This is a genomic window from Oceanirhabdus sp. W0125-5, assembly GCF_027938815.1.
Lineage (GTDB): Bacteria > Bacillota > Clostridia > Clostridiales > Clostridiaceae > Oceanirhabdus.
Window position 1 is genome coordinate 5195448 of sequence record NZ_CP115913.1, and the last position, 16039, is coordinate 5211486.

The following is a 16039-nucleotide window of genomic DNA, read 5'->3' on the forward strand; positions in this document are numbered from 1 at the left end:
CTAATATTCTTTTAAGTATAATATAATCTTCTTTATCTATAATTTAGAACCATCATATAAAATGCTATAATCCTCAAATTCGCACAATAATCCTTCACCACAAAAAGTTTGGTGAGTTGTTCCTTTCTTATTACCACTCAAAATATCTTCTATATCTGAAACTAATTTACTTAATACCTCTGATTTTAATGAAGTTCCATGAGCAGGTAAAATAGTATCAAATGCATTTATATCTTTTTCAAGTTTTTTTAAACCTGATAAATAAGTACTTAGAGACGTTGAGTGATCTAGATGCATCCATATATGTCCTCTTAATATTGAATCCCCTGAAAATAATACTCTCTCTTCCCTATCTAGAAGCCCTATGCCTCCAGGTGTATGCCCTGGTAGTTCTATAACTTCAATAATCTTGTTTCCTAGATTAAATTTATGCCCATTCTTTATAGCAATGATATTTCCCGCTTTTGAATGAAGCCATTTTTCAGAAGAAAACCCTTCAGGATATGGTCCTTTTAATACATTATTAATAGCCCATTGTCTATTTTCTAATCTAAAGCATCCTTCAATTATTGGTATATCTTCCTCTTTAATATATATATTAGGGAATTGGAATCCTCCGCTAACATGGTCTGGGTGCCCATGAGTATTAACTACTATGAGTGGTAAATCAGTTATTTTAGAAATAACCTCTCTTAGGTTAACAACACCCCAACCAGTATCTATTAACAATGCCTTTTCACTTCCAATAATAAGATACATAATATTATCTCCATTATCATCAATTAAATAAATATTATGAGTTATTTCATTTATTTTTAACCAATCTGTACACATATTAATTGTCCCCCTCACACTTATTTTAATGTATAATGTATAATTGATAATGGATAATGATGGATGTTTCTGGCAACCCAGAAACTACATCTTGTTGTTCTTTATATCAAGGTGTTTTAACTCATTTTATCCTAGAATGTAATATTGTATTTAAACTACAATGTTTCATGTAAGTGAAACGAGTAAACCTCCTTTGTCCAAGTAACAATCAAATTAAAATTTCTCGTAGAGAAATGTCCATCATTATCCATTCTACATTATCAATTATACATTATGTTTTTATCCTATTTTTTCTAAAGCTTTTTTAATACACTTACCAGCATCCATATCTAATTGACTAGCCCTATGTATCATCTCTACTAATTGTTTTCTAATTTCAATTTCACCTAAAGCTCTTGCATGTTTTTCCCCCATACCAAATCCACCAAGAAGTTTTGCCATTGACTGTACAATACTATGCTCTTCAAAGAATAATTTACTTGCTTCTTTTAGTTCGATTTCAATGTTAATCACCTCACAGGCAGTTTCCTTTAAGAATGCTCCAGCACACCAACGCCCTTCACCTATCATGGTCATTGCATCTGTATGACACATAAGTCTCTCCATTAATAATGGCAGTGGTGCATCATTAGGAAATTGAGTATCATCATCTATAGCTTCAGCCCATGCATTAAATGCTTTACTCCCTCCTAAACGTTCATTAACTCTTGAAGTATTCATTATATCTAAAGCGTAATATAATATTTCCTTAATAATCTCTTCCTTAGATATATCTATCTTTTTATCTCCAATAGACATAACTCCTACAGTCATTGGATCTTCATACCATCCCTTACGAATAAAATATCCACAAGATTCCTTTTCAACTGTTCCTGCAAACTCTGGCATATCTTGAAAGAAGTTCCACCCTACAAGTTCTTCTCCATTATTTTTATAACCAGTAATAATACATGCCTCTGGTGGTCCAACAATGCCAAATCCAATAACTGGCCTTCCCTGATCAATTTCATCCTTTATGAATTTAATAAAATTCTCTTTTTCTCCCACTTTAATGTCTTTATTTAAATTCTTAGATTTATCACACAAATCCATTAAAAAGGATTCTTTTTTAAGAAGCATCTTAAACTCTCTGCCGGCAGCATTAAATGCTCTTTTTAATGGCTCTAAAGGATCTTTTCTCATTCCTAAAATATCAATATTTCCCCCATCCCAACATTCTGGGTTCCATATAAGCCTAAATGCAGCACCTGAAGCTGCCATTAAATATGGATAACTAATATCTTGTCCCAAATATCTAAGGCATGCCTTTAATGATGATATAAATGGTGTAATTTCATAACTTTCAAAGTAACTAACCTTTGGTACTCCATATAAAATACAATCATTCACAGATTTTTTCATTTCATTTTTCATAATTAAATCCTCCATATCTTTAACGGAAGGACCGAATACTCCTGGTACTATTAGTGTTCCACTGACAGTTCGTCTATTTTTTCTAAAATTTGAAGGTGTTTCACCAAATGCCCTACTGAAAGCACGTGTAAAAACATCATGTGAACTAAAAGAATAGTCCATTGCAATTTTAGATACACTCTCTTCAGTGTTAACTAATTGAAATGCAGCATGATTTAACTTCCTGTTTGTAATATATTTAGCCAAACTTTCATTAGTTGCTTCTTTAAAAACTGCTCTGAAGTGCGATAATGAAAACCCAGCTTCTTCTGCAACCTCTTCTACCTTCACATCTTCGGTCACCCGATTTTCTATATAATCAAACATAGCTTTCAAAAATATCATATAATCCATAATTTCACCTCCGGAGATATATCCATTATATACCTTATGATAAATTAATTCTCGACAATTTTGATGATTATTTAGTAATAAAATTTCTATTTTGATTATATGTATAATACTAAACACATTTAATATTATTACTTGGAGGAAATCATATGAAAAAATGTTAATTTATTGTTAACTTTTATATTATTCTAATCACGTAAGAAATATCTCTTTCGCTACAAAAGATAAAAAGCAAATGTATAATGTATAATTGATAATGGATAATGACGGATGTTTCTACTTTCGTAGAAACTACATTTTATTATTCTTTAAGACAATAAATTTTGACTCATTTTATCTCATATAAAATATTGTATTAAAACTACAATGTTTCATCAAAATGAAATGAGTAAATCTCCTTTGTCCGCAGAACAATACAATTAAAATTTCTCGAAGAGAAATGTCCTTCATTATCCATTCTACATTATCAATTATACATTATGGTTTTATTAAGTTTTACATTATCAATTATCAATTATGTTTTTATTTTACTCCTTCATAGTACCTTCTCTTAAGTAATAAATAATAACCAATCATCAAGAAAATAAAAACACCTGTAAATCCAAAAGAATTTCTTAACACAACTATTTGTGACAATTCCATTTCTAATGTCTTATTAAAATTCAACACATAGCACCATGCCAGCCCAATAATACTACCTATGGTTGTAGGTACTAGCATAATAAATTTAAGCTTATTATTAAGATATTTTCTGATTTGATTTTCAGTAATACCAATTCCAGAAAGTTTTTCAATTCTCATTTTATCTTCATCTTTATCTTCAAGGGTTTTATAATAAATCATAAATAATATAGTTACTAAAAACATCATACTTACAAAATTCATAACAAATATCGAGAATGATGAAATCTTCATCCAATGTTTATAAGAGTAATATTTATTTCTCATATTAAAAGGATGATAGCCATATCTATTAATAATAGTATTATATAACTCTCCATTTTGGTCACGAATCTTTTGAGAGTTTAAATACATTTCATCTACAATCTGCCTATATATATCCCCTGTGTCATGCCAATTCTCGTAATCAACCAAGTAGAAGATTCCCTTTTCAATATCTAATGCTTCTTGTTTAATTTTTTTATAATCATTATCATTTAATAAAATCAATATTCCTTGTGGAAGAGAATATCTATCAAAAACCTTAAAATATTCTTTCTTCAAGCTAGTAAATGAATACTGTTCATATTCGTTCTTCAAGTATATTTTTTCATTAAAATATTTTTGGCTTCTATTTAAAAGACTCTCAAATATAATCTGTTTAGCTTCCCCAGAATCTACTTTATAATCTGCTTTAAATACCTTATTGAATTCTTCTACTGAAAAAACTCCCACCCATTTTTTATTCCTCCAACTTTCTGTAAGCATATCAGGTGCATACAAATAAACACATTCAATAATTTCTTTACTTATAATATCTGTTTTCTGACTTTTTGTTAATTCCTCTAAGTCCAGATCTCTAATTAAATCAAACCCTTCAATTTTAGGAATACAAACATCAAAAACCTGTTCTTTCTCTACTACATTCTCTCCTTCAGTATACAAAGTATAAGTAATTGAAGAAAATAATACAGTAGCTATGCACAATATTGATAATATAAATAATACCTTTTTATTTTTCCTATACCCTCTTCCAAACTCACTTATATTTAAAATATTTTTATAATATTCAACTTCATTTTTCTTTGATCTAGAGTAATAAATTTTAATAAAGTTACTAACGAAAAAGTATAGTCCTATTAAACATAAAATTACATTTATAATGATTCCAATTGTGAGATATTTATTATATTCAGTTTTCCAAGTAATCACATAAACCGCTATTAATGATAATATAATCATTCCAATCCCAATCACTCCACAAAATAAGTTTCCTGATTTTTGGAGCTCGAATTTTCTTTCATTTTTCATTAATTGAATAACATTCATTCTTTTAGTTTTTATAACAGTAATAACTGTTGCAAATAAAATAATTGGTATAAACACTAAACTTGTACATAAAAAACTCTTATAATTCAAATCCCAATGGATATTTTCTAAATCTAATGTTTTTACAGATATGAGAAAAAATAATCTTGAAAATAACCCTCCAGTAACGAAGGAAAAAATTAGTGAAAAAAAGTATATTGCTATATTCTCAAAAATAATTATTTTTGATATATCCTCTAATAAAAAACCATTTGATAATAATACTCCAAAGTATTTGGTTCTGTACTTGTAAAACTGAAAATGAGTATATGAAACAAGTATCACTGAAAATAAAACAGTTATCACTGTGGCTATAACAATAACACTTTCCATTTGATTACTTAATTTATCACTAAAATCTTTATTAAAAATTAAGGTAGCAAAAATAAGAAAAACAGCCATAGAGAAAGTACAAGATAGCAAATATACTCCATATTTAGATATGTTATTCCTTATTTCTTTTAACATAATACTTTTAAAGTTCATATGCACGTACCTCTAAAGCTGATAAGTTATCAATAATATCTTCAAAAAACTCCTTTTGATCAGCTTTTTTATATACTTGAGTTACTATCTTTCCATCTTTTATAAACACTGTTTTATTACTGCAGCTTGCTGCATAAGGATCATGGGTTACTAGTACGATTGTGGTATTGCTTGTTTTATTTAGCTTTTTTAGACATTCCATAACATCTCTTGCTGATTTTGAATCTAAATTCCCAGTAGGCTCGTCTGCCAATAGAATAGCAGTATCATTAATTATAGCTCTCCCAACAGCAGTCCTCTGTTGTTCACCTCCCGATATTTTATGGGGATACTTATCTGCTATTTCATGTATGTTCAATAATTTCATCAAGTCTTCTGCTTTTTTTAAATTTGATTTTATATCTTTTTTTTCTAAGATTATTGGCAGCATAATATTTTCTTTTACTGTTAAGCTATCTAATAAATTATAGTTTTGAAATACAAATCCAATGTTTTTCCTTCTAAACTCTGCTAATTCCTTTAAACTCTTAGAAGATAAATTACTCCCCTTAACCCAAACCTCACCAGCTGTAGCTTCATCAAAACCTGCCAATATATTCAACAAAGTTGTTTTCCCACTTCCTGAAGGCCCCATTATAGCAGTAAAATCCCCCTCTTTAACCGTAAAATCTATTCCATTTAAAGCAACTGTTGAAGCATGTTTCTTACTTTCCCCATATACTTTTTTAATATTTAATGCTTTAACAATATTCAATTCCACCACTCCTCTCATAAGTTCATTATATTTTTTCCACAATTTAGGAGCAATCGATTACTCTTAAGATACTCTTACGCTTTTGAAAGATAAGATATAATAACTTTTGTGCCCCTACCAACTTCTGAACTTATCTCAATCTTATGGCCTAATTTTTCAGCTATCCTGTGACATATATACAACCCTATACCCGATGAGGATTTTATTTTTCGCCCATTTTCTCCAGTAAAATAAGGCTTAAATACATTCTCTAAATCAAATTGAGATATTCCAATTCCATTATCACTAATAATTAACTGAGTAGTATTATTAATAATCTTAATTTCAAAAAACACATTCCCTTTTTCTTCTTTTGCATATGAGTATTTCACCGCATTTGTAATTATTTGTTCAAGAATAACACTGTTCCACTTTTTATCTGTTAATACAATGGCCTCTTCTTGATCTGTTAAGAATTTAGGGAATACATTGTTATATATAAAATAATCTTTTTTTAGATTAACTGTATTTCTTACCTGCTGCACTATATTTACATTCTCAATAATATAATCATTTTGAAACTCTCCGAGACGCAAATAACTTAACACCTGTTCAAGTCCTTCCTGAATCTTATGATTTTCAGCTTTTATTTTATTTAGTTCTTTTTTATCTACATGAGGATGATTGTTATCGAAACACTCTCCTGTAATTAGTTCTATAACCGAAACTGAAGTTTTAGTATTATGTACTATTTGTGAAATAATCTCGTTTCTAGTTTTATGTTCTGATTCAAAAACTTGAATTTCACCTTTATAACTTCTATTTAATTTATTTATAGTATGGATAATTTTGTTCTGCTGATTATTTCTTGTCTTAAAATCATTTTTATAAGTATTCATAGAACTAGTATTATAATTAATACTAGAAAGTAATTTATTAAACTTCATGTACTTTATGAAAGAAATAATCATAGTTACTACGTATACAAATAAAACTAATAAGGCTGGATATAAAACCTCAATTTTTTGAGATGAGTTAAGCTTGTAAAATATAATTACTAAACTCATTGAAGAAAAAATTGAAATAGTATATCCCAATTTATCTTTAATGAAATCTATAAATCCCTTCTTCATTTCTATCCCTCCAAAAATTCCGATACAAAACTATACCCTACACCTCTTTTAGTTTTAATTGCATCCTTAATCCCCAAAAGTTCAAGTTTTGTCTTTATCCTTGAAATATTTACACTCAAAGTGTTATCATCTATAAATGTTTTATCGTCCCATAGTTCTTTTAAAAGAGTTTCTCTACTAACAACTTTATTCTTATTCTCTACAAGTGAAAGAATAAGCTTCAACTCATTCTTTGTTAATTCTGTTTTTTCATCCATATAACTAGCGATAAATGTATTTGTATCAATAACAAAACCCCCTATACTTACATTTTGTGATTTTGTAGTATACTCACCATAAACTCTTCTTAAGCAAGATTTAATTTTTGCATGTAATATATCCATAGCAAAAGGCTTAACAACATAGTCATCTGCACCAAATTCTAACCCCATAACTTGTTCAACATTACTATTTCTTGCTGATGTTATTATTATAGGAATCGTACTTTTCTTTCTTATATTTCTACATATATGAAATCCATCATAATAAGGGAGATTAATATCTAATAAAATTAAATCAGGCTTTTCTTTAAAAATCACCTCTTCTACATTTTCAAAATCTATAACTTTTAATATATTATATTTATACTTTTTTAAGATTTTTTCAATAGTATTACACAGTTCCATATCATCTTCAACTAAAGCGATTTTATACATAATCTTCCCCTCTCAATAATTTTAATATATATAATTATATAACATTTATTGTATTTTAAACCAGTTGATTTCACAAAAAAGACATACCACTAAACTCATAAGTAGCATGTCTATGTTTCGTTATTTTTTAATCATTATTAACTTTTTTACTTCATCTCTAAAGCCAGTAATGTACAATCATCTTTTATTCCATCTACCTCAGTTAACTTATCTCTTAAAAAACTATTTATACACTCTTTAACTTCAGCTATTGTATTACAATTAACATTATCTTCTATTTGCTCTTCATCTAATACAACTTCTAGTCCATCACTAAAGAAATAAAATCTATCTCCCGATTCAAATTTTATTATTTTCTCTTCAAATACACTATTTTCAAACATACCAAGAAAAGGTCCTTTAACAGTTAACCAGTCAGATTTACAATTAATATGTCTATAGATAAATTGATTAATACCTGCTCCAACAATCTTAGCTTCATTGTTTTTAAAATCAAAACTAAAACAACATGCAGCGATATAACATTCACCTAAATAATCAACAATTTTTTCATTTAAATTAACAATTATTTCCGATGGATTATGACTTTTCAAAGCTGCTTCTTGAAATAAAACATGAAATGCTGAGATATTAAGCCCTGCTGAGATTCCTTTTCCACTTACATCTCCAATTATTCCAACAACCAAATCTTCCTTTACTTTTTTAAATGCAAAAAAATCTCCGCTAACTGTCTTGGCAGGTAAATATATAGTTTCCATATCCGCTTTATCCTGTAATGGAAATACTTTTTTCAGCCATCTTTTCTGAACTTTAGCTGCTGCATTCAAATCCTTTTTCCTTTTAGTAACATCTCTCATTATGGAAAGAATTGCAGGCTGTCCATTGTAAATTAAATAACTTGAAGATACTTCAACCTCAATTTCACTCTTATCATCAAGGGTAATTTTATAATCAAATAATGCATGCTGTACTTGATTTTTTATTATTTGCTGAATTCTCATATTAAGAATTTTTTCAGAACCAGGTGAATATTTAGATATATTTTCTCCAATAAGATTATCAAAATACTTTGATGCTTCTCTATTTGCAAATACAATTTTCCCATCTACTGTAATAACTATAGCATCTGGTGAAAGATTAATCATTTTACGATATCTCTCTTCACTTTCCTTAAGAGTATTTTCTAGCTTTTTTCTCTCAGTTATATCTCTCATTTGTTCAACAATAAAAATTACTTCCCCAGAATCATTCATAACTGGATTACAACAACATTCCATATATTTATCAAATTTAGATATATATCTTTCTTTACTTAATATTTTTTTACTAATAATAGCTTTCTCAATAAGACATTCCTCACATGGATATGTTTCACCTATCATTTCATAGCATTTCTTTCCTATGATTTCAATAGGCACCTTATTGAAAAAATCATATCCTGCTTGATTATAAAATAATATTGTTCTATCTGTTGTATATACTCCAATAATATCAGTAATTCCTCTTAAGACTTCTTGTAAAAGTAATAAGTATTCAAATTTTTCTTCTTTATTAAATTTATATTTAACATTTAATTCATCAAAAATATTCTTTATTGATGTATCCTTCATAGTATATCTCTCCTATGTTATTTAAAGCCCAACATATTATACCATATATATATATCTATTTTATTTTTTTTCTTTTAAAGATAAAGAAACCTTAAATATATTATAATATAGTAGAGCATGCTTAAATAAAGGTACTACATTAAACAAAGGAGAAAATTAACATGATTCACTATAGAGTTATAGCAGATAATAAAGAGGATTGGGTAGTTTTCATACATCCTTTAGGGGGAAGTTCTGCAACATTCTTTAAACAAGTAAGAGAGTTTAAAAAGGATTTTAATTTATTATTGATTGATTTGCCTGGCCATGGAAAATCAAAAAAAGGTATTTCAACTCTTGACCCTAACATGATAGTATGTAATATACTCAACATTTTAGATGATTTAAATATAGAATCAGCTCATTTTGTTGGTATGTGTCTTGGAAATGGAGTTATAGATTTTATTTATGAAAATAATAAATCAAGGATTAAATCAATAGTATATGGCGCTGCTGTAAAAGAAATAGGATTTTTCAATAAGTTTTTATTACAAATTGGACATGTTTTCAAACACTTAATGCCCCATCATTTTCTTTATAATTTATTTGCAATTGTAATGATGCCTAAAAAAAATCACAAAGAATCTAGAGAGGTCTTTGTAAAAGAAGCAAAGAAAATGGATAGAAGCGATTTTCTTCATTGGTACAATATTATAATGGAAAAGAAAAATTACTACGAAAATAAAAAACAATTAGTGAAAGACAGCATTAACAAACTCTATATATACGGAAGTGAAGATCATTTATTTTTATCAAAAGCTAAGGAATATGTAAAAAAAGATAGTAATGCAGTAATGCAAATTTTAAAAGATGTAGGACATATGTGTCACATTGAAAGTCCAAAGGAATTTAATAGTTCTGTTATTTTATTTTTAAAGGGTCAAAAAGAACTATCACTTAGTTTGCAAAACTAAATACTAGTTACAAAGTAGAAGGACAGTCGCCTTATTTAATAAGTCACTTGTCCTTCTACTTTACTTTTCTATATAAAGAATTCCTATTGTGTTCTTTCCACAATGACTTGAAATTATACATCCTGCATTTGTTATAAGAAGTTCTTTAATATCTATCTCACTATCATTTTCTATCTTTTCTTTTAAATATATAGCATTTTCATCAGCCTTTGAATGTGTAATAGTAACCCGACTTAAGTCTATGTTGCTTTTATCTTTAAAAACATAAGACAATAATGAATTCATTACTTTTATACGCTTTCCTCTAATTTTTTTAGCAACAATCATTTTACCATCAATCACACTGATAATTGGTTTTATTCCTAAAATTCCACTTGCTACATGTTGAACAGCAGAACATCTTCCCCCTTTATATAAATAATCAAGAGTATCTATAACAAAGGCGGTTCTTACTTTAGGTACTAATTGTTTTATTTTTTTAGTTACTTGATTAAAATCCATACCTTCATTTACATAATCAACAGCTTTCATTACAAGCAACCCTATTCCAGAAGATAAATTTAAGGAATCTATTATTTCAATTCGCCCTTCAGGAAACTCCTGTGCTGCCAGCATCGCGTTATTTATTGTTGAAGAAATCTTTGAAGATATCCCAATATAAATTATATTTTCGCCATTATCTATATGTGGTTTAAATGCATTGTAAAAATCATTAGGAGAAGCCGCTGCTGTTTTAGGAAGCTTATTACGCACTTCAACTTGCTTGTACAATTCATCTGTAGTTATTTCAATTAAATCTTTGTATACATCATTGTCAAAATTTATATATAACGGAATTATAGATATGTTATTCTTATCAATTATTTCTTTAGTTAAATCACAGGTACTATCAGAAAATATTTTGATTTTACTCATACAACTTGTCCCTTTCAATAATAATTTGAGCCACATTTTAATCAATTCAGAAAGCACAATTCACGATTATAAAAAACCTTTCAACAAAACTGAAAGCCTTAAAATATATATTTATTAGATTTGCAAAGCAAATCATCCTAAATTATGAATTGTCAATTGTGCCTTGTTCAATATCTACATATAGCTCTGATTATATATAATATACCTTATATTTCAATAATATGGAATATATTTAATTTATATGTTTCTTAATTCCGTTACCTCATCCTCTGTAAGATATCGCCACTTGCCAATCTCTATCCCCTCAAGTGTTATATTAATAATTCTAATACGTTCCAGTCTCAAAACCTTATATCCAAAAACTTTGCTCATTCTGCGAATTTGTTTATTAATTCCTTGTGTTAAAATAATTCCATAAGTATCCTCACTAATTCTACTTACTTTACATGGTCTTGTCTTAACACCACAAATTTCCACGCCTTCAGACATTCCTTTTATGAATAAATCATCAAAAGGCTTATGAACAGTTACAATATATTCTTTCTCATGTTCATTTTCTGAATTTAATATATTATTAGCTAAAACCCCATCATTTGTCATCAATATTAACCCTTGAGATGCTTTATCTAACCTTCCTACAGGAAAAATATAGTCTGGGTAATTCATAAAGTCAATAATATTACTCTCCACTTCCTTAGCAGCTGTACAAGTAATCCCTACTGGCTTGTTTAGTGCAATATAAACCTTCTCTTTAACAGAAATTGGCTCATTATCAATAAGTATATGATCATCCTCTTCTACCCACTGTCCAGGTATCGCAAGTTCTCCATTTACTTTTACTCTCTTTTCTTCTATTAATCTATTAGTTTCTCTACGTGAACAATACCCTAAATTACTAAAAAGTTTACCTATTCTCATTTAACATCTTTATCCTTTCAGTTAGTAACTCTATATTCTATCTATTAAAAAAAACATATTAAAATAATTATAAGGTTAACAAAAATGGAAAAGCAATATATTTTCAGTATGTTATTATATAATTACCATATGGAAAATAATAGACATTGGAGGCCATCAATGAACTATATTGAATTAATTCAAAAAACTATAGATTATATTGACAATAATATAAAAGAAGTTATATCAGTGGATACCCTTTCATCAATTGCAGGCTTCTCAACATATCATTTTTACAAAGTTTTTAACAACATTGTAGGACAATCTGCAATGGGATATGTAACAAAAAGAAAACTTCAATTTGCTATGTTCGAGATTCAAAGCGGGGAAAAAATTATTAATGTTGCCATGGATTATGGTTATGAAACTCACGCAGGTTTTAGCAAAGCTTTTAAACGCTGTTTTGGTTATTCCCCAAGTATGTACCGCATGCATGCCCCCAAGGGATTGCCACCTAAAATTAATTTACAAAAAATGATTGAAAATAAAACTGGAGGTATTATAATGCAGCCTAAAATAATTGAGAGAAAAGCATTTAAAGTAATTGGCTATGAATTTAAGAATAATATTAAAGACATCCTTCATACACGTGATATTCCAGCATTTTGGGATCAAAGAGGACTTGGTACTGGTGAGTATGAAAAGAAACTATATCTTGAACTTAATCCACCAAAACATGGTGAGTATTGTATTTGTATTAATTCAAATATGGAAACAGATGAATTTTCTTATTTATTAGCTGTTGGGGTAGATAACTTTGATTTAGCTACTGAGGAAATGTATAAATTAGAAATACCTGGTGGAACTTATGCCGTGTTCACTACTCCTGAAGTACCTGAGGATGATTTTGTTAAATCGATTCAGGGTACTTGGAAATATATCCTTGAAGAATGGTTCCCTACATCAGGATATGAAATTGATGAAGATAAATTTGATTTTGAGTATTATGATGAACGTTGTCACCCATGGGAGTATGATAAAGTTTCAATGGAGATACACATTCCTATAAAAATAAAAAAGTAAATGAAGACTCAAACCCACTCTAATCTTTCAGAAGAGTGGGTTTGATAAGTATTATTTTATTGTTTTCATTCTGGAAAAAACTATTATCTTTACTGTAAGTAAAACTACTATGATTCCTCTCATTATAGAGCTATCTATTAATACAAACATAGTCAATAGCATTATACTTACAGGTATGAGTATACTCATTTTAGCTTTCATTGTCATACCTCTATTTTCTTTAAAAGACTTGACATGCTCTTCATAAAATTTTGTTCGCTGAAATCTATCATTTAATCTATCACTACTTTTTAACAAACAAAATGATGTAAGCAACATAAATGGCGTTGTAGGCAATACTGGTAGTATCACCCCTACAATTCCTATTCCCAAAGAAATGATCCCTATTATTAAATATATTATTTTCACCCATAGCCCCCCTCAGCTTGTACATTATTCTTTATTATTAAAAAAGCTACTTAATAGTGCTTTTAAGTTTGTTAACTATTTTCTTTTTAATTTATATAAAGTTAACTTCAAGTAATCTTCTTGATTTATCATAGGAAAAAGATTAGAAACATTTTCAATTTTACCTAATTCATCCTGAGAAATTACTTCTAAATTCATTTTACTAAATTTATCTTTAAGAAATTCATGTGATAAAAGAAATTTATATTCAGGTACCTTTTCAAATGTTTTTGATTCTTCTTGAATTGAAGGTAAAATACTTAGTATCTCAGCATTATTTTGTAAAACACTTAAAATCCACATAAAAGTATTAATATCAAATTGAGATGTTAACAATTCTATAATATTAGATCCATTATCCACCACTCTATCTACACAAGACTTAAGAGGAATTTTATCAAAATGATTTATAAAGAGAAACTTCCCTGGAATATTTAAGTATTCAATTTTTCTTTTTAGGTCTTTTAATGTATCTGTATAAATACAAGCAAATATATATAATCCATTTGTCCTAAACTCCTCATTAAGCCGCATACTTAGTATATCTGTATCTGCTCCACTAAAAAGATAAATCTGCCCCTCTTTCCAGAAATCTTTATGTGATTTCATTTTAACTCCATTTTCAATTATTAAAGCCATAAGTTCAGGTGATATTTTTGATATTTTTTCCTGCCAACTCTCACTTTGCTTTTTTAAGTCATTAGGAATTACTAATTCTCTATCACTAGCAAACAAGATACCCTCTTCAATCTTAACACTATATCCACAAGTACAATTTAGAGTTCCATTAAAAACACTCATATTTTTTATTTTCCCATCTATGAGTTCCAGTTCTTCTTTACATATAGGACAAGTAAAGAATTCAAGATATTCAACAGAAATACCAATTTGTTTAGGAACTTTCTCTATCATAATTTCTTCTTTACACCTATTGATACTATTTATCTTATTCTCAATCAAAACCTTTTCCTGATTTAACTCATTTACTTTATAATGAAATATATTTTTTATCACTTCTTTCTCATCTTCAGAATAATTAATATGTAATCTTTCATAAGTTTTTATCTTAATAACTTCTTCTATTGAAAACCCCATATTTCTTAACTCTATAATGTCTTTCATATCTTTCACACATATTTCATCATAAAAAAAACTATGTCCTGTTTTAACTGGAAGAAGGAGTTTCATATCTGTATAATATCTAACTGTTGATTTTTTTATGTCAAAAAGTTTTGCAAACTCACCAATTCTCATAATCAAACCCTCCTAAGTAAAGTTTTAACCTCTAATACTCTATATAATGTAGTATACTACATATTTCAATAAATTTTTTAGATATCTCTATATTGACGTGTACTTTACTGCATTGTATAAAATTACTTAGTAGCTAGCAGATGTAACATATTATTACTCTAAGTACTATCAATTAATTTATAATTTAAAAGAAATGAGGGATTATTATTAAAAATCATAATTTAAGACTATCAGATACCGGCTTATTTAAAGCTGCCAAACAATCACAAAAACTAAGTAATTTTATAGCAGTATTCTTTCTAGCGTTTTTTATGATGCTAATTGGAAGTCTCTTTGGAGTAATCGGTGACTTTGTTCAATTACCTGACTATTTAAAAACAAGTATATTCACTTTAACAATTGGCTTTGGTTCTTCTACTCTTCTTTGTTTTTTATACGTTAAAAAAATTGAAAAAAGACCAATCTCCTCTATTGGATTTATAAAAGACTTTGCATTTAAAAAGTATCTACTAGGATTTCTAATAGGCTCTGTATTTATGAGCTTATGTGTCTTAGTAGCAACTCTACTAGGTGGTTTTGAAATCAATACTATGCAAACTTCCAATACAGGTATTAAAACATTATTGCCTATACTTTGTATGCTTATAGGATTTATTATTCAAGGAGGCACCGAAGAAGTACTCTCACGTGGATGGGTATTACCAGTGGTGGGTGCAAAATATAATGTTCCTTTTGGAATAGTAGTTTCAACAGTATTTTTCACATTACTACATGGTATGAATCCTGGAATGAAATTAATGCCCATAATTAATCTTATATTATTTTCAATATTTGCTGCTCTCTATGTAATACAAACTAAAGAACTTTGGGGTATTTGTGGATTCCATTCAGCTTGGAACTGGTTTCAAGGTAATATATTTGGAATCAAGGTAAGTGGTAATCGTATGACTGGAGGTTCATTATTTTCTTTTGATTCTGTAGAAAATTTGGATTTAATATCAGGAGGCAATTTTGGAATTGAAGGAAGCTTGATTTGTTCATTTATTTATTTAATGGGCATAGTTTATTTAAGTTATAAAATCACTAAAAATATGAAATGTAATATAAAAAAATAACCCCTGACAGTAATGAAGTGCATCATGTCAAGTAGACAGTGTGCACTTCATTA

The 16039-nt window shown here is 28.2% G+C and carries 14 protein-coding genes; 3 read left to right on the forward strand and 11 right to left on the reverse strand.

Annotation, left to right across the window (positions count from 1 at the left end; translation table 11 throughout):
- Positions 1-36: 36 nt before the first annotated feature.
- The 7 genes from OW730_RS24080 to OW730_RS24110 all read right to left on the reverse strand — a co-directional run bounded on the left by OW730_RS24080 (position 37) and on the right by OW730_RS24110 (position 9322).
- Positions 37-834 (reverse strand): MBL fold metallo-hydrolase, encoded by a 798-nt coding sequence (locus tag OW730_RS24080; protein ID WP_271226595.1) that lies wholly within the window; start codon positions 832-834, stop codon positions 37-39.
- 279 nt (positions 835-1113) lie between these two features.
- Positions 1114-2640 (reverse strand): helix-turn-helix transcriptional regulator, encoded by a 1527-nt coding sequence (locus OW730_RS24085; protein WP_271226596.1) that lies wholly within the window; start codon positions 2638-2640, stop codon positions 1114-1116.
- Positions 2641-3159: 519 nt separating this feature from the next.
- A complete protein-coding gene (locus tag OW730_RS24090) occupies positions 3160-5151 on the reverse strand; it encodes an ABC transporter permease (RefSeq protein ID WP_271226597.1) in 1992 nt (663 codons plus the stop codon).
- Positions 5141-5905, reverse strand: a complete 765-nt coding sequence (locus OW730_RS24095) for an ABC transporter ATP-binding protein (protein WP_271226598.1) — start codon at positions 5903-5905, stop codon at positions 5141-5143. Before OW730_RS24095 ends, OW730_RS24090 begins: the two co-directional genes overlap by 11 nt.
- A 74-nt stretch (positions 5906-5979) precedes the next feature.
- Positions 5980-7017 (reverse strand): sensor histidine kinase, encoded by a 1038-nt coding sequence (locus tag OW730_RS24100; protein WP_271226599.1) that lies wholly within the window; start codon positions 7015-7017, stop codon positions 5980-5982.
- A gap of 2 nt (positions 7018-7019) precedes the next feature.
- Positions 7020-7712, reverse strand: coding sequence for a response regulator transcription factor (locus OW730_RS24105; protein ID WP_271226600.1), 693 nt, complete (start codon positions 7710-7712; stop codon positions 7020-7022).
- A gap of 146 nt (positions 7713-7858) precedes the next feature.
- Positions 7859-9322 carry a SpoIIE family protein phosphatase gene (locus tag OW730_RS24110; RefSeq protein ID WP_271226601.1) on the reverse strand — a complete coding sequence of 488 codons (1464 nt, stop codon included), beginning with the start codon at positions 9320-9322 and terminating at the stop codon, positions 7859-7861.
- A gap of 161 nt (positions 9323-9483) precedes the next feature.
- Between OW730_RS24110 and OW730_RS24115 the strand changes: the two genes are divergently transcribed.
- Positions 9484-10275 (forward strand): alpha/beta fold hydrolase, encoded by a 792-nt coding sequence (locus OW730_RS24115; protein WP_271226602.1) that lies wholly within the window; start codon positions 9484-9486, stop codon positions 10273-10275.
- 60 nt (positions 10276-10335) lie between these two features.
- Here OW730_RS24115 and OW730_RS24120 read toward each other — a convergent pair whose 3' ends face one another.
- Entirely contained in the window at positions 10336-11190 is an 855-nt protein-coding gene (locus OW730_RS24120) for a DegV family protein (RefSeq protein WP_271226603.1), read from the reverse strand.
- A gap of 237 nt (positions 11191-11427) precedes the next feature.
- Positions 11428-12108, reverse strand: coding sequence for a pseudouridine synthase (locus OW730_RS24125; protein WP_271226604.1), 681 nt, complete (start codon positions 12106-12108; stop codon positions 11428-11430).
- 159 nt (positions 12109-12267) lie between these two features.
- Here OW730_RS24125 and OW730_RS24130 point away from each other — a divergent pair, with 159 nt between their 5' ends.
- Positions 12268-13170 carry an AraC family transcriptional regulator gene (locus OW730_RS24130; RefSeq protein WP_271226605.1) on the forward strand — a complete coding sequence of 301 codons (903 nt, stop codon included), beginning with the start codon at positions 12268-12270 and terminating at the stop codon, positions 13168-13170.
- Between the two features lie 51 nt (positions 13171-13221).
- Here OW730_RS24130 and OW730_RS24135 read toward each other — a convergent pair whose 3' ends face one another.
- On the reverse strand, positions 13222-13578 hold the full coding sequence (locus tag OW730_RS24135) for a YbaN family protein (RefSeq protein ID WP_271226606.1): 357 nt from the start codon (positions 13576-13578) through the stop codon (positions 13222-13224).
- Positions 13579-13653: 75 nt separating this feature from the next.
- The gene (locus tag OW730_RS24140) at positions 13654-14871 is read right to left on the reverse strand and encodes a MerR family transcriptional regulator (RefSeq protein WP_271226607.1); all 1218 of its coding nucleotides are present in this window, start codon (positions 14869-14871) and stop codon (positions 13654-13656) included.
- 311 nt (positions 14872-15182) lie between these two features.
- On the opposite strand from OW730_RS24140, the gene OW730_RS24145 reads away from it, so the two are divergent.
- The gene (locus tag OW730_RS24145) at positions 15183-15986 is read left to right on the forward strand and encodes a CPBP family intramembrane glutamic endopeptidase (RefSeq protein WP_271226608.1); all 804 of its coding nucleotides are present in this window, start codon (positions 15183-15185) and stop codon (positions 15984-15986) included.
- The last annotated feature ends 53 nt before the right edge of the window (positions 15987-16039 follow it).